Source organism: Mesorhizobium qingshengii (genome assembly GCF_027563465.1).
GTDB classification, from domain to species: Bacteria; Pseudomonadota; Alphaproteobacteria; order Rhizobiales; family Rhizobiaceae; genus Mesorhizobium; species Mesorhizobium qingshengii_A.
Genome location: NZ_JAPFQA010000012.1, coordinates 90,681 through 108,459, shown reverse-complemented (window position 1 = coordinate 108,459; position 17,779 = coordinate 90,681). Strand labels below are relative to the sequence as shown.

General features: G+C 63.6%; 14 protein-coding genes. 6 read left to right on the top strand and 8 right to left on the bottom strand.

What is annotated here, in order from left to right; all coding sequences use genetic code 11:
- Positions 1–2: 2 nt before the first annotated feature.
- The 7 genes from OOJ09_RS23095 to OOJ09_RS23065 all read right to left on the bottom strand — a co-directional run bounded on the left by OOJ09_RS23095 (position 3) and on the right by OOJ09_RS23065 (position 5,784).
- Positions 3–1,964, bottom strand: coding sequence for an acyltransferase family protein (locus OOJ09_RS23095; RefSeq protein ID WP_269907422.1), 1,962 nt, complete (start codon positions 1,962–1,964; stop codon positions 3–5).
- A 71-nt stretch (positions 1,965–2,035) separates the two neighbouring features.
- Positions 2,036–2,182 (bottom strand): hypothetical protein, encoded by a 147-nt coding sequence (locus OOJ09_RS23090; protein ID WP_256751613.1) that lies wholly within the window; start codon positions 2,180–2,182, stop codon positions 2,036–2,038.
- A 25-nt stretch (positions 2,183–2,207) separates the two neighbouring features.
- On the bottom strand, positions 2,208–2,462 hold the full coding sequence (locus OOJ09_RS23085; RefSeq protein WP_091583325.1) for a GlsB/YeaQ/YmgE family stress response membrane protein: 255 nt from the start codon (positions 2,460–2,462) through the stop codon (positions 2,208–2,210).
- Between the two features lie 110 nt (positions 2,463–2,572).
- On the bottom strand, positions 2,573–2,776 hold the full coding sequence (locus tag OOJ09_RS23080; RefSeq protein ID WP_269907421.1) for a hypothetical protein: 204 nt from the start codon (positions 2,774–2,776) through the stop codon (positions 2,573–2,575).
- Positions 2,777–2,859: 83 nt separating this feature from the next.
- Complete coding sequence (locus tag OOJ09_RS23075) at positions 2,860–3,480, bottom strand: ribonuclease D (RefSeq protein ID WP_256751615.1); 621 nt, start codon at positions 3,478–3,480, stop codon at positions 2,860–2,862.
- Between the two features lie 124 nt (positions 3,481–3,604).
- Positions 3,605–4,990 carry a M20/M25/M40 family metallo-hydrolase gene (locus tag OOJ09_RS23070; protein WP_269907420.1) on the bottom strand — a complete coding sequence of 462 codons (1,386 nt, stop codon included), beginning with the start codon at positions 4,988–4,990 and terminating at the stop codon, positions 3,605–3,607.
- A gap of 329 nt (positions 4,991–5,319) precedes the next feature.
- Positions 5,320–5,784, bottom strand: coding sequence for a DUF2231 domain-containing protein (locus OOJ09_RS23065; RefSeq protein ID WP_269907419.1), 465 nt, complete (start codon positions 5,782–5,784; stop codon positions 5,320–5,322).
- A gap of 181 nt (positions 5,785–5,965) precedes the next feature.
- On the opposite strand from OOJ09_RS23065, the gene polA reads away from it, so the two are divergent.
- Positions 5,966–8,929: a DNA polymerase I gene (polA, locus tag OOJ09_RS23060; protein ID WP_269907418.1), complete on the top strand. Its 2,964-nt coding sequence runs from the start codon at positions 5,966–5,968 to the stop codon at positions 8,927–8,929.
- A 61-nt stretch (positions 8,930–8,990) separates the two neighbouring features.
- Here polA and OOJ09_RS23055 read toward each other — a convergent pair whose 3' ends face one another.
- Complete coding sequence (locus tag OOJ09_RS23055) at positions 8,991–9,395, bottom strand: Fur family transcriptional regulator (RefSeq protein ID WP_269907417.1); 405 nt, start codon at positions 9,393–9,395, stop codon at positions 8,991–8,993.
- A gap of 243 nt (positions 9,396–9,638) precedes the next feature.
- On the opposite strand from OOJ09_RS23055, the gene OOJ09_RS23050 reads away from it, so the two are divergent.
- The 5 genes from OOJ09_RS23050 (at position 9,639) to amrB (ending at position 17,748) form a co-directional block, all read left to right on the top strand.
- Positions 9,639–11,843, top strand: coding sequence for a caspase family protein (locus OOJ09_RS23050; protein WP_269907416.1), 2,205 nt, complete (start codon positions 9,639–9,641; stop codon positions 11,841–11,843).
- A 106-nt stretch (positions 11,844–11,949) separates the two neighbouring features.
- Complete coding sequence (locus tag OOJ09_RS23045; RefSeq protein WP_269907415.1) at positions 11,950–12,330, top strand: hypothetical protein; 381 nt, start codon at positions 11,950–11,952, stop codon at positions 12,328–12,330.
- On the top strand, positions 12,327–13,031 hold the full coding sequence (locus OOJ09_RS23040) for a DUF4760 domain-containing protein (protein ID WP_269907414.1): 705 nt from the start codon (positions 12,327–12,329) through the stop codon (positions 13,029–13,031). The genes OOJ09_RS23045 and OOJ09_RS23040 overlap by 4 nt, the downstream gene beginning before the upstream one ends.
- 2 nt (positions 13,032–13,033) lie before the next feature.
- A complete protein-coding gene (locus OOJ09_RS23035; protein WP_269907413.1) occupies positions 13,034–16,066 on the top strand; it encodes a caspase family protein in 3,033 nt (1,010 codons plus the stop codon).
- Positions 16,063–17,748, top strand: a complete 1,686-nt coding sequence (gene amrB, locus OOJ09_RS23030; RefSeq protein WP_269907412.1) for an AmmeMemoRadiSam system protein B — start codon at positions 16,063–16,065, stop codon at positions 17,746–17,748. Before OOJ09_RS23035 ends, amrB begins: the two co-directional genes overlap by 4 nt.
- The last annotated feature ends 31 nt before the right edge of the window (positions 17,749–17,779 follow it).

The following is a 17,779-nucleotide window of genomic DNA, read 5'->3' as shown; positions in this document are numbered from 1 at the left end:
CGCTAGAGACCCGCTGCCTTTGCCAGATACGGCGCCAGCGCCAGTGCGTAGGTTGCCGTCATATGGTGGTAGTCGCGCCAGACGATGATGTTGCCGACGACGGCCGAACACTTGTCCTTGGTGCAGAGGGCATCGTTCATGTCGATGACATGGACCCCCGGCACCGTCTTGGCGGCGAGGGCAAAGACATTGCTGGCCTCCACGTCCTGTCGCGCGGTGACGCATTTGTCGGGATTGGCGGCCAGACAGTCGCCGGGGTCGAACTTGACGAACGGCGTGTTCCTGATGGCGATGATGTGCACGCCCGCCGCATTCAACTCGCTCCAGATGCCGCGCAGACCTTCAACCATCGCCGGCTCCGGAGTACTGGAATAGTTGGACTGGCTGGTGAACATCAGGTCCGGCCGCAGCTTGCCGATCTCGGCCAGCACATTGTCGCGCCACTGCGCGCAGGCTTCATACGGCTTGCCGTTGTCCGTCACCATCACGCCGGTGAAAGGGCAAGCCGCCTTGGTGAAGGTGACCAGTTTCCATTTGCGGTCGCGGGCAATCTTGTCGATGGCCGGTATCCATTGCGCGGCGTGCGAATCGCCAATGACGACGACGGTCCTGGCGCCATTCGGGTCGCCGAGCTGGCAGCCGACGGCCTGCGTGCTGTCCTGCTGCTGATGACATTTCCTGCGGTAGACGATCGGCACGTCATTCTTGAGTTTGCCCAGCGGCGGAATCAGGTCCACGCCGGGCGGAACGGCCGCGTTGGCGAGCAGCGCGGCCGGCCCTGGGTAGTTCGGTGTGCCGACCAGGCTGATATCGACGCCATGCCGGCCGAGCGCGTAGCCGAGGCCGCCGGACACCACCACGCAAACGGTGACCGCGACCGAACCGTGGACAAGGGGCCGCCATTCCGTGTCGGAACGCGGCCGGCGGTATCGCTGTTCTACGTATCGGTAGGACAGGTGTGAGATCGCCAGCGACAGCACGACCAGCCCGAGGCCTGCAAAGAGCCCGACCGCAGGGCGGTGTGACGAATAGAAAACGATCAACGGCCAGTGCCACAGATAGATCGAATAGGAGCGGTCGCCGATATAGCGAAGCGCGGCGACGTCGAGCCCACGAAACCGGCCAACCCGGATATCGCCGGCCGCAATGATCAGCACCGTCCCGAGCGTCGGCAGCAACGCGTATGCGCCCGGAAATGGCGTCGAGGCGGAAAAGAAAAGCGCTGAAGCCACGATGGCGCCAATGCCAATCATCATCATCGCCGCGCGCGATGGCAACGCCGCCGTGAAACGATCGATCGTCAGCGCCAAGAGCCCGCCTAGGGCCAGTTCCCAGAGGCGGGTGTGGGTAACGAAATAGGCTTGGGCCGGGTCGGTCCGGGTGATCAGCACCGAGGCGAGCAGTGATCCAATGAAAACGAGGAAGAGCGCCGCCAGCAAAGCGCCTTTCGTGGACTGCCCCAGGCGCCGAGCCAGCCAGATGGTTGCCGCCATCAGCAACGGCCAGACGATGTAGAACTGCTCCTCGATCGACAGCGACCAGTAGTGCTGTACCGGGCTCGCCGCTTCCTCCGCTGCGAGATAATCGACCGCCTGCCATGCAAGTCGCCAGTTCTGCACATAGAGCGCGCTGGCCGCGACCTGGATTGCCGTTTCTTCCCACCGCGCCCTGGACAGGAAGACCAGCGTTCCCGCCAGCGTCGCGAGAAGGGCCAGCAGCGCCGCCGGCAGCAGTCGCCGCACCCGCCGTGAATAGAATGCGATCAGCCAGGCATGGCCATCGGCGATCGCCATGCGGGCAAGCAAGCCGGTGATGAGGAAGCCCGAGATGACGAAGAAAACGTCGACCCCTACATAGCCGCCGGGAAGTGCCGCGGGCCAGAGGTGGAAAATCACCACGAAAGCGACGGCAACGCCGCGCAGCCCCTGAATCTCGGGCCGGAATTCGTGTTTTTCAACAGGCACGGTAACGTCTGGAGCGATCAGCTGAGACCCCTGTCGAGACCCTCGGCGCCATAGCGGCGCCGGCCATGCCGTCAGTTCTGCTGGATGGAAATGCCCTTGTCGTCGATCTTGAGCTCGACCCCCTTGGGCTTGCTTTCCTCGCGATAGACATAGATGCCAAGCGCGATGACCGCGACAACGAGCGCGCCAATGACGAGATAGAGTGTGTTCTGCTTCACGGCGCGCTCTTTTCTTCGTCGAGCCTCACGCTCGTTTCAGGACCTTGACCAGCACCAGCAGGATGATGGCGCCGATCGTTGCGTGGATGATGGAGGCGAGAATGCCGCCGCCGATGGAGAAGCCGATCCGCGGAAAAAGCCAGCCGGCGATGAACGCGCCGACAATGCCGACAATGATGTTACCGATCAGGCCGAAGCCGAAACCCGAGACGATGAGACCGGCGAGCCAGCCGGCGATGGCACCGATGATGATGAACACGAGAAGGCTTTCGACAGCCATAACGATTTCCTCCGAGCTAGAGGGCGACGGCAGAGCGGAAAGCTCCGAATCGGCCTCGTTATCAACGGTCTCAGGCTATTCGAAAGCAGCCCGCCTCGCCAGCGGCGCGCTCATTGATCATCATCGTCGCTTGCGGCAGGGCGCCAGTTGGTCGGCTCGACCTTCTTCTGCGTATGGCTGTCGGTGTAGACCCACCAGCCGCCGTCGCGGTATTGCCCGATGGATTCGTTGATGACGCCGTCGCCGTCCTTCCAGGTGACGGTGACCCTGGAGCCGTCGGTCGGCGCGGTCGCTATCGGTTTTCTGTCCGCCATGTCATCCCCTTTGAGCCGACAGAACGCGACGGCTCGCATCTGGTTCCAAACCGGCCATCGGCGGCAGAAGGTCGCCAGGGCCGTCAGCTGTGGGCGAAGATATCCTCTTCGTCCCAGCCCATCAGGTCGAGTTTGGCACGCGTCGGCAGGAAGCGGAAGCAGGCATCAGCCTCCTTTGTCCGCCCCTCTCGCGCCAACCGCCCGGCCAGCACATCGCGCAGCCGGTGCAGATAGAGCACGTCGGAAGCGGCGTATTCGAGCTGCTCGGGCGACAGTGTTTCGGCGGCCCAGTCCGACGATTGCTGCGCCTTGGACAGGCCGACGCCGAGAAGCTCGAAGCAGATGTCCTTCAACCCGTGCCGGTCGGTGTAGGTGCGGGTCAGCCGCGAGGCGATCTTGGTGCAGAACACCGGCTCAGGCATCACCCCGAACGCGTTGTAGAGCACCGCGAGGTCGAAACGGCCGAAATGGAAAAGCTTGGTTATGCTGCGGTTTCTGAGCAAGCTGACCAGGTTCGGCGCCTTCTTCTGGCCGGGCGCGATCTGGATGACGTCGGCTGTGCCGTCTCCCGGCGAGATTTGCACCACGCACAGCCGGTCGCGGTGCGGGTTCAGCCCGAGCGTCTCGGTGTCGATGGCCACCGCCCCGACATCGTAGTGCGAAAGGTCGGGCAGGTCATTCTTGTGGAAACGGATGTCGGCCATTGTCTTCTCCGGTCGAGCCTCAAGCGTCCCTGACATGCAAGGAACGCTGGAACGCTTTGATCTTGGGGTCCGTCCTCGCCGTGATCCGTCGAAAAATCAACAGGAAAACGAGGGTCCCGCCGCTTCAGCGCGTCAGTGCGTCGAGAATGCGCGCCCAGGAGCGCTGGCCCTTGTGGAAGGAGTTGAGCTCGTATTTCTCGTTGGGCGAATGGATGCGGTCGTCGTCGAGGCCGAATCCGACCAGCAGCGATTCCATGCCGAGATAGGTCTGGAAATCGCCCACCACGGGAATAGAGCCGCCGCTGCCCGTCGTCACCGCCGGCTTCGGCCATTCGTCGGACAGCGCATTCTTGGCCTTGGCCAGGAACGGCGAGTCGTAGGAAAGCTGGATTGCCGGCGAGCCGCCATGGGCATGGAACTCGACCGAGCAGTCGGCCGGAATGCGCTCCTTGACGAATGTCTGGAAGGCGGCGCGGATCTTCTTTGGATCCTGCTTGTGGACGAGGCGGAAGGACACCTTGGCCGAGGCTTCCGCCGCGATCACCGTCTTGAAACCCTTGCCGGTGTAGCCGCCGATGATGCCGTTGAACTCGGCCGTCGGCCGCGCCCAGGTCAGTTCCAGCACCGAACGGCCCTTTTCACCGGACGGGATGGACAGACCGACAGGCCCAAGAAATGTCTCGGCCGTCTCGCCCAGCGTCTCCCAGGATTTCAGGATCTGCGACGGCGTTTCCTCGACACCGTCGTAGAAGCCGGGGATGGTGATATGGCCATCCTTGTCATGGATATCGGCCAGCACCCTGGTCAGGATACGGATCGGGTTGGCGGCCGCCCCACCGTAGAGGCCGGAGTGCAGGTCGCGGTCGGCGGCTTTCACAGTGATCTCCTCACCGACCAGCCCGCGCAGGCCGACGCAGATCGATGGCGTGTCGCGGTCCCACATGCCGGTATCGCAGACCAGCGCGAAGTCGGCCTTGAGCTCGTCGGCGTTGGCCTCGAGGAACGGCTTGAGCGACGGTGAGCCGGATTCCTCTTCGCCCTCGAACAGGATGGTGACGCGGCACGGCAAGCTGCCATGCACCTGCTTCCAGGCGCGGCAAGCCTCGACGAAGGTCATCAACTGGCCCTTGTCATCGGCCGAGCCGCGGCCGGTGATCACCTTGTGGCCGGGCTCGACCTCCTTGATCGCTGGCGCGAACGGATCGCTTTCCCACAATTCGATCGGATCGACCGGCTGGACGTCGTAGTGGCCGTAGAACAGCACATGCGGCGAACCGGCTGGTCCGTCATGATGCGCAACGACCATCGGATGGCCTGATGTGTCGCGCACGCTGGCGTCGAAGCCGATCAGCTTGAGGTCGGCCACCAGCCATTCGGCGGCCTTGCGGCAGTCGGCGGCATAGGTCGGATCGGTGGAGATCGACTTGATGCTGAGCAGGCCGAACAGCCGTTCGAGGCTCTGGTCGAGGTTCTTGTCGAGGCGATCGAGGACGGGGGAAACTGCGGACATTTGCGAAGCCTTTCGATTCAGTGCCGGAACCGTAAAGGCAGACCGGGAAAACGAAAAGCCCGAGACCGTTGGACCACGGCCCGCAACGCCTGGCGAAAGAAAAAAAAGACCGCCGTGGTGGAGAGGGAACCACGGCGGCCTTCTACTCGAAACGATGCGGCAGCCCGGAGAGGGGGGATAGGCTGCCGCAATTGCCCGGTATAGGCGGGGGACGGGCCTTACTCCGGACTTCGGCGAAAACTGCCGATGACGTGTATTTGTGTCTTTGAACGTGGCGATTCAAGGGCGCGAAAATTACACTTTTGTAACATGGACGTGAACGCTGCGGGTCAGCCAGCGGCGTGGGCGACATTGACCCCAAGTTCATAGACCAGCTGGCCGCCATAGTAGGCGGTGGTCATGACCAGTGCCGCGCCCAGAAATTCCAAGGCGGGCACCGCCGCGGCAAGCCGGCCGCTCAAGCGAATGTCGCGCCACCACAGAAAGGCACGCACGGCGGCCCAGATGACAAAGGCAGTCGCGGTGGCCATGCCGAGACTTTCATGAATCTCGGCGATCTCGCTCGAGAACCCCCCATTCTCGGCAATTGTGAGTGCCAGATCGCCGAAGAAGTACGTGACGATGGCGGAAAGCCCGGCCAGGAGGGCCAACCCGGTCGAGGCATTTGCCGCGGATGAACGCCCGGTCACCGCTTTGCCGCGAAATGCAGCGATCATGTCGAACGCAGCGAGCGTGAGGAAGAAGACGATGGGGAAGTGGACGAGAACAGGATGAACATGCTGCAGTGAAATCATATTTTAACCTCGGGTTCCGGTTGTCGACCGGTTCCGTCCGCAGGACCGGCTACGGGCCCCACTAGCAACGCGGACCTGTCAACTCGCTGTCAGTCGCGACTGCCATGCGCGAAGCCGGACGGCAGCAAAAAACCAGCCTTGTCAGTGGACGCGATGCCGGCCCCGCGCTATCCCTGCCGACATGAAAAAAGGCGATCATCTCTTCCTTGTCGACGGCTCCGGCTACATCTTCCGCGCCTATCACGCACTGCCGCCGCTGACCCGCAAATCCGACGGTTTGCCGGTCGGTGCCGTTTCCGGCTTCTGCAACATGTTGTGGAAGCTGATGCTGGATGCCCGCAACACCGATGTCGGTATTGTGCCGACGCATTTCGCGGTGATTTTCGACTATTCATCAAAAACCTTCCGCAACGATCTCTATCCCGAATACAAGGCCAACCGTTCGGCGCCACCGGAAGACCTGATCCCGCAATTCGGCCTGATCCGCCAGGCGACCAGGGCGTTTAACCTGCCATGCGTGGAGATCGAGGGCTATGAGGCCGACGATCTCATCGCGACCTATGCCAGGCTTGCCTGCGAAGCGGGCGGCGACACCACCATCATCTCCTCCGACAAGGACCTGATGCAGCTGGTCGGCGCCACGGTGGGCATGTACGACCCGATGAAGGACCGCCAGATCAGCATCCCCGAAGTCATCGAGAAATGGGGCGTGCCGCCGGAAAAGATGGTCGACCTGCAGGCGCTGACCGGCGACTCCGTCGACAACGTGCCCGGTGTGCCCGGCATCGGGCCGAAGACGGCGGCGCAACTGCTCGAGCAGTTTGGCGACCTCGACACGCTGCTGGCCCGCGCCGGCGAGATCAAGCAGGACAAAAGGCGGGAATCGATCATCGCCAACGCCGACAAGGCGCGCATTTCGCGCCAGCTGGTGACGCTCAAGAAAGACGTTCCGGTGGCCGAGGGGCTGGAGGACTTCGTCCTGCACGCGCCTGACGGACCGAAGCTGATCGGCTTCCTCAAGACCATGGAATTCACCTCGCTGACCCGCCGCGTGGCGGAAGCGACCGGAACCGAGGCTGGCGATGTCCAGGCTGTCGCCGTCACCGTCGAACGCGCTGACTCGGCGCATGGTCCGGATCTCGGCGCGGGAACGTCCAGTGCCGCCGAGACGCGACCTGACCGGGCCGGTGAAAACGGCATGGCGGACGAGGCGCCGACGGCTGAAAAACCCAAGGCCGGCGATACCCCTTCCCTGCTCGCCGCGCTCCGGCTCGAGGCCGCGACTGCCCGCAAGATCGACACCAGCGCCTATATCGCCATCCGCGACGCGGCAACGCTGAAGGCATGGATAGCCGAGGCGAAGGAGGCTGGCATCGTCGCCTTCAACGCCGAAACCACGTCTTCCGATCCGATGCAGGCCGAACTCATCGGCTTCGCGCTGGCCACCGCATCCGGCCGCGCCGCCTATGTGCCACTGACCCACAAGAGCGGAAGCGGCGACCTGCTCGGCGGCGGCGCGCTCGAGAACCAGGTCCCGGTCCGCGAGGCTCTCGCGCTGCTGAAGCCGCTGCTGGAGGACAGATCGGTTCTCAAGATCGCGCAGGAGCTGAAATCCAGCCTCGTCGTCATGAGCCGTCACGGCATTGATGTCGCACCTTTCGACGACACCATGCTGATTTCCTACGTGCTCGACGCCGGCACGTCAGGCGGGCACAGCCTGGCGGCGCTGTCGGAGAAATGGCTTGGCCACGCGACGACCCCGCTCAAGGAGCTGGCTGGTTCCGGAAAAAGCTTCGTCGGTTTCGAACAGGTCGATATCGACAAGGCAACCGCCTACGCAGCGGGCCATGCCGATGTCGCGCTGCGGCTCTGGCTGGTGCTGAAGCCTCGGCTTGCCGCAAAGGGGCTGGTGTCGGTCTATGAGCGGCTGGAGCGGCCGCTGGTGCCAGTGCTGGCACGCATGGAACAGCGCGGCATCTCGGTCGACCGGCAGATCCTGTCGCGGCTTTCGGGTGAACTGGCGCAGGGCGCCGCTCGCCTCGAAGAAGAAATCTATCAACTCGTCGGCGAGCGCATCAACATCGGCTCGCCCAAGCAGCTCGGCGATATATTGTTCGGCCGCATGGGCCTGCCCGGCGGCTCGAAAACCAAGACCGGTCAGTGGTCGACCTCGGCGCAGCTTCTCGAAGACCTTGCCGCCGAGGGCCACGAACTGCCGCGCAAGATCGTCGACTGGCGCCAGCTCACCAAGCTGAAATCGACCTACACCGATGCTCTGCCCGGCTTCATCCACCCGGACACCAGGCGCGTCCACACCTCTTACGCACTTGCCGCAACGACGACGGGCCGGCTGTCATCCTCCGACCCGAATCTGCAGAACATTCCGGTGCGCACGGCAGAGGGCCGCAAGATCAGGACGGCCTTCATCGCCGACAAGGGCAACCGGCTGGTCTCGGCCGACTACAGCCAGATCGAGTTGCGGGTGCTCGCCCATGTCGCCGAAATCCCTCAACTGCGGCAGGCCTTCGCCGATGGTGCCGACATCCACGCCATCACCGCATCGGAAATGTTCAACGTGCCTGTAGAGGGCATGCCTTCGGAGATACGCCGGCGCGCCAAGGCCATCAATTTCGGCATCATCTACGGCATTTCAGCCTTTGGCCTCGCCAACCAGCTGTCGATCCCGCGCGAGGAGGCCGGCAACTACATCAAGAAGTATTTCGAGCGCTTCCCCGGCATCCGTGACTACATCGAGGAGACCAAGGCCTATGCCCGCGAGCACGGCTTCGTCGAGACGATCTTCGGCCGCCGCATCCACTACCCTGAGATAAGATCTTCGAACCCCTCGGTCCGTGCGTTCAATGAGCGCGCCTCCATCAACGCCCGGCTGCAAGGCACGGCGGCCGACATCATCCGCCGCGCCATGGTGCGCATGGACGAGGCGCTGGAAAAAGCCAAGCTCTCCGCCCGCATGCTGCTGCAGGTGCATGACGAGCTGATCTTCGAGACGATCGAGGCCGAAGTCGAGGCGACAATCCCCGTCGTGCGCCATGTCATGGAGAACGCGGCGATGCCGGCTGTATCGATGTCGGTGCCGCTGCATGTCGACGCCCGCGCCGCCAACAACTGGGACGAGGCGCATTAGCCTTGGTTCGTCATCCCAGGGCGGAGCGACGCGAAGCGGAGCGCAGACCCTGGGATGGGCTTCAGGCCGCTTCGGCCCGGCATTTCGCGCAAACGCCGCGAAATTCGATCACCGCCTTCTTGGCCGCAAAGCCGGTGGAGCGCACCCACTCGTCGAGTTGGTGGCCGACATCGTGGTCGGACATCTCGGTCACTTGCCCGCAGGTGTCGCAGATGGCGAAGGCGGTCATCGAATGGCTGTGGTCATGTGGCTCTGCGCAGGCGACGAAGGAATTGATGCTTTCCAGCCGGTGCACGAAGCCGGACTTCACCAGCGTGTCGAGCGCCCGATAGACCTGCAATGGCGCCCGAAAACCCCGCTCACGAAGCTGGTCGAGCAAGGTATAGGCGCTGAGCGGCCCGCTGGCGGTCTCGAGCTTCTCGAGCACACACAGCTGGTTCTTCGTCAGCACATCCCTTGCCGCCATGATCCTGTTCCAACCCGCCTTGCGCCATCCGCAGGCCATTTTGCGCATACAGACGACCTGAGCCTATTCAGATAGCGACGAACCGCCGCCTTTGCTACTCTTCTGTTGCTGTCCGGACCATTCGATGGCGCGCCGGCACAATGGTGATGGTAGGTTGATGGCGGGGCGACATTCAAAATACTGACAAAATCCTCGACGAGGGTGGCCTCGCTTGGGAAATTCGATCGGGCTTGGGGAAGCAACATGATCAAATTGACACGCCGGACGCTGCTTGTTGGCACGTCGGCGCTGATGGCGGCCGGCACGGTTTCGTTTCGGGCGCTGGCCGCTTCGCGCACCTACCATGCGCTGCTGGTTGCCTGCACCGAATATCCGAACCTGCCGCAGAGGAACTGGCTGATCGGGCCGAAGAACGATGCCGGCCTGGTCCACGAGTATCTCTTGAAGAACGTGCCCGATCCGGTGCGCTTCGCACCCGAGAATGTCACGCTGCTCGCCAAGGATGTGCCCGGCGCCAGTGGCTTGCCGACCCATGCGGTGATCAAGGCGGCACTCGCCGACCTCGCCGCCAAGGTGCGGCGTGACGATTTCGTCTATCTGCATCTGTCCGGCCACGGCGCCCAGCAGCCGGAGAGGGTCAAGGGCGACGAGACCGACGGACTCGACGAGATTTTCCTGCCCGTCGACATCGACAAATGGATCAACCGCGATGCCGGCGTGCCGAATGCGCTGGTCGATAACGAGATCGGCGCCGCGCTCGATGCGATCCGCGACAAGGGCGCTTTCGTCTGGGCTGTGTTCGACTGCTGCCATTCCGGCACCGCGACACGCGCTGTCGAGGTCGACGACGAGATGGAGCGCAAGGTCGAGTTCGCCGACCTGGTTGGCGGAGGCGAGGCCGAGCGGGCCGCCGCGATCAAGGCCTATGAGGAGATGACATCCGCCGCCGGGTCGCGCGGCGTCGACGAGAACGGCACACGCAAGCCCGCCTTCAACTTGACACCGACCGGCGGCGAGCCGATCACCAAGGGCAAGCTGGTCGCCTTCTATGCCGCGCAAACGGTCGAGACGACACCGGAGATGCCGCTGCCCAAGGGCACGACGGACGCACCACGGTTCGGCCTGTTCACCTTCACCATCCTGTCGAAGCTGGCCGAGAACCCCAACGTCACCTATCGCCAGCTTGGCCAGGCCGTGCTGCAGCAATACTCGGCCGACAGCCGCACGCGGCCGACCCCCTTGTTCGAGGGAGAGCTCGATGCGCGCGTGTTCGGCACCGACAAGACGGACGCCGTCATGCAGTGGCCTGTCGTCATCAAGGACGGCGAGGCGACGATCGGCGCCGGCCTGCTGCATCGCCTCACCCCTGGCAGCAAGCTCGCCATCCTGCCGTCGGCGCTGTCGTCGCTTTCCGACGCGGTCGGCTTTCTCGAAGTGCAATCGGCGAAGAACCTCGAGAGCCGTGTCAAGCCGGTGGCGTTCGACAACAAGCCGGCACTGAAGGTGGCCGACATTCCAGCCAATGCCTATGCGCGGGTGGCGGAGATCGCCGTCGACTACAAGCTCACTGTCGCGCGGCCGGCGGCGACCAGGGGGCTTGAGAAGGAAACCGCGCTGGTCAACTCGATGCTGGACGAGCTGGCGGCAGCCAAGGAGACCGGCTTCAACATCGAGCTGGTCGACGCGGGCAAGAGCGCCGAGCTTCGCTTTGCGGTGATGCGCGAGAATGCCATTGCCGGCGCAGCCAAGGACGCGACCGACAAGCCGGCGCTGTGGTTTTTGCCGGCATCGGGTGATGTGACGCTGAAGGATGGCGGCAAGCCGCCGCTGATCATCATCCACATGGATGACCGCCAGAAACTGGTTGATGCCACGACCAGGAACCTGCGCACCATCTTCCGCGCCACCGGGCTCTCGCGGCTGGCCGCGGCCTCCGACTACAAGCCCGAGGACGTCGACGTCCAGTTCCAGGTCAAGCGCCGTGACAAGGACGGTCTCGAACCCTTGCAGGCTTCGGCGGTGCCGCGCGTCTCGCCGGGCGACGAGGTGCATGTGCTGGCGAAAAACGGCTCGGACCAGTTGGTCGACATCAACGTGCTCTATGTCGGCAGCGACTATTCGATCACCCACATCGTTGCCGAGCGCCTCGCGCCGCAGGCCACGCTCGAGGAAGGGCTGCTGGCCTTCACCGACACCAGCTTCGGCATGGAAAGGATGATCGCGGTGCTGACCGAGGCGCCGCCCGAGAGCGAGAAGGAGGATCTGAGCTTCCTGGCGCAGGATGGCGTCGCATCGAAGACGCGCGGGCTGGGGCCCGCCAGTTTCTCCGACATGCTGACCGATATCGGCATGGCGCCGGCCACCCGGTCGGTGATGCGGCTTGCCGACAAGAGTGGCCCGAAGGGCGCGGTGATGATCTTCCCGATGGAGACGGTGCCGCGCGCCTGAGCGGATGCCGGCAAAAGGGCCGGCTCTTGCGCGATTGGCGCGATATGAGAACATTCCCGCCGCGGCCATGGCGCACAGCGGCTAGATGAAGCAGATAGGATCGGTCTTGAAGAACATTGTTTTTTCCTGGCGCGGAACGGTTGCCGGACTTGCAGGCGGCCTGTTGCTGATCGCCAACGCCTCGGCGGAGGACACCTGCGGCCTGTGCGCCAAGCAGATCGTCACCAACTCGGAACTGGCGAGTTGCTTTCTCGATCAGTACGACCAGATCGCCAAAAGCAGCAGCGACGCTGTCGTGGTCGACCTCAGCAGCTGCGCCTCGCGCGGCGTGGTCGAGGCGCTGCCGTCACCGACCAAGGCGGTGCAGCAGCCGGACGTGCAGTTCATGATTTCCCGCCCGCAGCTCGACTGCCTGAAAAAGCAGCTGGAGGCGCCCGGCATCGTGCTTGATCCCTCGGCGACCATCAAACTGGACAGCTGCCAATGAAGAAGCCGGCGGGCACCACCAGGCAAGCAGCACCGGCCGCGACCGCAAAGACACCGGCGAAGGAGGCGTTGCCGGAGACCACCGAGGGCTTCCCTTGGCCGAGCAGCCACGAGATCAAGAAGGAGAGCAACCCCTTCACCGACCGCGACTGGCGCATGCTGGTCTATGCCTGGTCGGGCATGGCAGTGCGGTTCGCCATCATCTTCACCTTGATGTTCTCGATCTACCAGTTCCTGGCCAACCAGGAACAGAAGCGCGTCGAGCAGACCATGTCGCTGGTCGAGCTCTGGGAGACCAAGGATTACCAGCAGGCGCAGCGTGCCCTGAAGGATCGTCTTGCGGCGCTCAACGTCAAATATGACAATCTGCTCAGCGCCAACCCGTCGCCGACCGAGGAGCAGGTTTTCCGGCAGCGCATCGGCATCGAGGCGATGACCGCTTCCGGTGGCGACATGCCGCTCGCCGATTTCAGCGACAATTTCGACCGCATCGTCTATTTCCTCAACCGCCTGTCCTTCTGCGTCGACGGCAATCTGTGTTCGCGCAAAGTGAGCGATGCCTATTTCCGCGACTATGCCGTCTCGTTCTGGAGCTATTTTGCCGGCTATGTCGACAAGCAGCGCAAGGCAGGTTCCCCTACTTTTGCCCTGCCGATCGAGACCTATGTGGGCAATGGCTCGCCCGCGGCCGAAGCGAAATAGCCATGGGAAAAGCCGAGATCAGCGTCCGCCTTGTGCGCGTCTGCCGCTGGCTGGCCATGGCGGGGTCGCTTGTTGTCGCATCTGCTGTCAGCGCCGAAGAGGCGCCTGACTTCCATCTGGACCTCGACACCGGCGGCCACAGCGCTCAGGTCACCGATCTCGCCTTCACGCCCGATGGCGAGGACCTCGTCTCGGCATCCGATGACAAGACCATCCGCATCTGGGACTGGCGGAGCGGGGTGACGCTGCGCACCATCCGCGGCTATCTCGGCAATGGCAGCGACGGCAAGATCTTCGCGGTCGCGGTGTCGCCGGATGGCAAGACGATCGCCGCCGGCGGTTATTTCGGCCCCAGTCTCGGCGACAAGCCGCCCTATGGCGACATCAGGCTGTTCGACTTCGCCACCGGCAAGATGAGGGCCGTGCTCAAGGCCGCCGACTACGCGACCTACGACCTTGCCTTCTCGCCCGACGGAAAGACCCTGGCTGCCGGTGGAGCCGACGGCTTCGTCTATCTCTGGCGGCCGGACGACAAATCAGCGACCGGCTGGACCCTGGACAAGAAACTCGACGCCGATTCCTGGCACATCGACAAGCTTGCCTTCGCCGCCGCGGGAACCCGGCTGGCGGCGACCACCACCGACAACGGCATCCGGCTCTGGGATGTCGTGAAGGGCGAGGAGATCGCGCTGCCGGCCGAGGCCGAGCCGCTGAGGGATATCAGCGTCATGGCGCTCGCCGCCTCGCAGGACGGCAGCCTGCTTGCCACCGGCGGCAAGGACGGGCTTGTCCAGCTCTGGCACGCGGCGGACGGTTCGCTGGCGCGTGCCCTGCCGAAGCAGGATTTTCTCATCGGCTCGCTGACCTTCGCCAAGGGATCACGGCTGGTCGCCTCCTGCGGCTATCGCTGCGCCGACAAGCATCGCTCGACCGTCTGGAACACCGATACCGGCGAAAAGACACTCGACTACTCCGGCCACGACGGCACCGTCCATGCCAGTGCCGCCAACGCCGATGGCTCGCTGGTGGCGACGGCCGGCGGCGCCCGCAACGCCATCCAGGTCTGGGACCCAGCGACCGGCGAGCGCAAGGCCTTGCTGCAGGGATTGGGTGAACCGGTGACGGCGGTTGGCTTCGACGCGGCGAACGGCATCATCGCCTGGGGCAACGCCAATCCCTGTCCCGCTCGCGTGGCCTGTCCTGAACAACAGGGCGCGCTCGACAAGAAGCTCGAATTGCCAACCACCGAGCGTTTCTTCGATGATCCGCAGCCGCTGGCTGAGCCGAGCTCGTTCGCCCGTGCCGCGCTCGCCGACGGCCAGTGGTCGCTGCACGCCACGACGGGCGGCAAGGATGCGCTGGAGAACGCGGTGCTGGAGATCGCCAATGGCGGCAAGGTGGTGCGCAGCATCGAGAACGACGCCACCAACGGCTTTGGCCATTCCGCCTATACGTTGATCGATGACGGGCTTGGCCTGATCACCGGCGGCAGCGATGGAACATTGCTCGAATACCGGACGGCAACCGCGAAAGTGTCTGGCGAATTCACCGGGCACACCGGTGAAATCAACGCCATGGTCGCCTCGGAGAAGGCCGGCCTGCTGGTCACCGGCAGCGCCGACCAGACGCTCAGGCTGTGGAACCTGAAAACACACGAGCTGATCGTGTCGATGTTCTTTGCCGGCTCGCAATGGATCGCCTGGATGCCGCAGGGCTATTACTATTCCTCGGATGAAGGCGACAAGTTGATCGGCTGGCAGGTCAACCAGGGCCGTGATCATGAAGGCCGCTTCATCCGCGCCGGCCAGCTGAAGAAATATCTCTGGAGCCCGGAAATGGTGCGCCGGGCGATCATCCTGCGCAGCGCCAGACAGGCGGTCAAGGAGATGCGGCCAGGCGTCGACAACGAATTGCAGAAGCTGCTGCAGCGCAAGCCGCCGGAGTTCGGCATTCGCCTTGCCGACGATCAGAGCAAGGTCCGCGACGGCTATGTCGCCGTCGAGATATCAGGTGCCAAGGAAGCCGGGACCGATGTCGCCGGCTTCTCGATCCTGTCGAACAGCCGCAATGTCGGCGACGTCACCGCCCGCGCGGTGGACGGCAACAGCACCATCGTCGAGGTGCCGGTCGAGAATGGCCAGAACACCATCCGCATCACCGGCACCAACGAGTATGGCTATCTGACCGAACGCAGCGTGACGGCGCTGGCAAGGAAAACCGAGAAGGCCGAGGCCAAGGGCAAGCTCTATGTCGCGGTCATCGGTGTCGACAAATATCCGTTCCTGACCGACGCCTGTTCTGGCCACGCCTGCGACCTGCGTTACCCCGTCGACGACGCCACCGAGTTCCTCAAGGTGATTGCGCAGAAATCGGCGCCGTTGTTCTCCTCGATGGAATCGCTGGTGCTGGTCAACCGCGAGGCGCTCGACGAGGCCCCCGACAAGGCCAAACAGACCTACACCATCGCCAGTGCCGACGGCATCATGGAGCCTGACTCGCACACGATCGACGATCAGCTCGCCGATTTCCTCGACAGACCGGGCGAGCACGACACCACCATCATCTTCGTCGCCGGCCACGGCATCAACATCGACGAGGACTACTACTTCATCCCGACCGATGGCCGCAAACAGGATGCCGAGCGCTGGAAGCGCTCCTCGCTCGTCGACTGGTCGGACATCCAGAAATCGGTCGAGCGGGCCAAGGGCATGCGCTTCATGCTGCTCGACACCTGCCATGCCGCCAACGCCTTCAATCCCCGCCTGGAAAAGGATGCGCAGGACGCGCGCATCGTCGTGTTTTCCGCCACCGCCGCCAACAACACCGCCGCCGAACTGCCGGAACTTGGCCACGGCGTCTTCACCTATTCGATCCTCGAAGGCCTGCGTGGAAAGGCCAGGACGTCGGACGGCGGCGTCACGCTGTTCGGACTTGCCGATTTCATTTCGCGCGAGGTGGTGCGGCTGACGTCGTCGCGGCAAAAGCCGTTCTATTATGTCGGCGGCGTGGAGAACATCGTGCTCGCCGAGCCATGATCGCCCGCCTGCTGACGATCGCCGTCCTGTCCTTGATCGTTGGCGGCGCGGCATACGCCGCACCTGTCGTCTGCCCGCCAGGAAGCGATAACTTTCCGCCCTTCTACGACGATGCCACGCTGTTCAAGAATGCCATTGCCAGCGTCGCCAATGTCGAGCCCTCCAATCAGCGCTTGACCGGCATCACGGTGCCGCATCATCTGCTGGCCGCCGACCTGGTGGCGCTGGGGTTTCGGGCAGCGTCCGGCTTCCGCTACAAGCGCATCATCATCCTGTCGCCGGACCATTTCCACAAGACGCACAAGCTCTACGCCACCACGCTGCATGGTTTCGATACCGTGCTTGGCCCGGTCGCCGCCGACACCAACGCCGTGCGCCGGCTGGAAACAAACAGCGACATGATCGAGGAGTCCTGCCTGTTCGACAAGGAGCACGGCGTGCGCGCCATGCTGCCCTTCCTGCACCATTATTTTCCCGAGGCGAAAATCGTGCCCGTGGCAATGTCGGTCAAGGCGCGGCGTGGCGACTGGGACAGGTTGGCCGAGGCCCTGAAGCCGATTGTCGACCAGGACACGCTGATCGTCGAATCGACCGATTTCTCGCACTATCTGCCGCAGCACGATGCGCGCCGCTTCGACCAGCAGACGCTGAACATGCTGGCTGCCGGGTCGCTCGACGGCATAGCCGCACTTCGTCAGCCCGATCATGCCGATTCCGTCGGCGCGCTCTACATCCAGACCAGGCTGCAGCGCGAGTTGTTCGGTGCCCAGCCGCTGGTCGTCGCCAACGAGAACTCACAGGAGCACACGTCGGATTATGTCGAGCGGACCACCAGCTATGTGGTGGCGCTGTTCGGAGCCTTCGGTCCCGGCTTCAACAACCCGGCACGGCCGAAGGACCGGATTAACTATCTGGCCGGAGACGTGAATTTCGGCCGCGCCATGAAGAAGATCTTGGTCCGCGACGGTGTTGCCGACCGGATCGTCGACAGCGTGCTGGCCCTGACCGGATCACGGCCGCTGATCGTCAATCTCGAAGGCGTCGTCCTGCCCAACGTGCCGGAAGCGATCGACGACATGACGCTGGCGATGCCGGAAGGGCTGGCTGTCGATATGCTGAAGAGGCTGCATGTCGCCGGCGTCGGGCTCGCCAACAACCATGCATACGATCTCGGCCCATCAGGCTATGCCGAGACGTTGCGCGCCCTGGATGAAGCCGGCATCCCGCATTTCGGCCAGGGCGAGACGCTGGCCCTTGCCGATCTCGACCTTGTCGGCCTGACCGACATCGACACCAATGGTTCGAAGAACACCGATTTGCTCACCCCGGCGTTGCTCGACCGGCTGCTGCACGAGAATGCCGCGCGGCCGGTGGCCGCCTTCGTTCACTGGGGCCGCGAATACAAGACCGAACCATCGGCGCGCGAGGACATGCTTGCAGACCAGATGCGGCTGCGTGGCGTCTCGGCCATCGTCGGCGGCCATCCGCATGTGTCGAGCGAGGCGATCGTCCCGCTCGCCGGCGGCGATGTGGCGGAGGTCTATTCGCTCGGCAATTTCCTGTTCGACCAAAATGCGGAACGGTCATCAGGATCGATGCTGGAACTGCGTGTCTTCGCCCAGGGAACGATCTTCACAAGGCTCATTCCGCTTCCCAACTATTTCGAGACGGGCCGCAAATAGTTACCCTTTGCAGGCCGGCTGAATACCAACA

What these genes read in the sequence shown, in the direction of transcription:
- OOJ09_RS23040 (WP_269907414.1), top strand. Translation starts at nt 12,327, where the DNA reads ATGAAGAAGCCGGCGGGCACCACCAGGCAAGCAGCACCGGCCGCGACC.
- OOJ09_RS23080 (WP_269907421.1), bottom strand. Translation starts at nt 2,776, where the DNA reads ATGGCGGACAGAAAACCGATAGCGACCGCGCCGACCGACGGCTCCAGG.
- OOJ09_RS23050 (WP_269907416.1), top strand. Translation starts at nt 9,639, where the DNA reads ATGATCAAATTGACACGCCGGACGCTGCTTGTTGGCACGTCGGCGCTG.
- amrB (WP_269907412.1), top strand. Translation starts at nt 16,063, where the DNA reads ATGATCGCCCGCCTGCTGACGATCGCCGTCCTGTCCTTGATCGTTGGC.
- polA (WP_269907418.1), top strand. Translation starts at nt 5,966, where the DNA reads ATGAAAAAAGGCGATCATCTCTTCCTTGTCGACGGCTCCGGCTACATC.
- OOJ09_RS23075 (WP_256751615.1), bottom strand. Translation starts at nt 3,480, where the DNA reads ATGGCCGACATCCGTTTCCACAAGAATGACCTGCCCGACCTTTCGCAC.
- OOJ09_RS23070 (WP_269907420.1), bottom strand. Translation starts at nt 4,990, where the DNA reads ATGTCCGCAGTTTCCCCCGTCCTCGATCGCCTCGACAAGAACCTCGAC.
- OOJ09_RS23085 (WP_091583325.1), bottom strand. Translation starts at nt 2,462, where the DNA reads ATGGCTGTCGAAAGCCTTCTCGTGTTCATCATCATCGGTGCCATCGCC.
- OOJ09_RS23055 (WP_269907417.1), bottom strand. Translation starts at nt 9,395, where the DNA reads ATGGCGGCAAGGGATGTGCTGACGAAGAACCAGCTGTGTGTGCTCGAG.
- OOJ09_RS23065 (WP_269907419.1), bottom strand. Translation starts at nt 5,784, where the DNA reads ATGATTTCACTGCAGCATGTTCATCCTGTTCTCGTCCACTTCCCCATC.
- OOJ09_RS23035 (WP_269907413.1), top strand. Translation starts at nt 13,034, where the DNA reads ATGGGAAAAGCCGAGATCAGCGTCCGCCTTGTGCGCGTCTGCCGCTGG.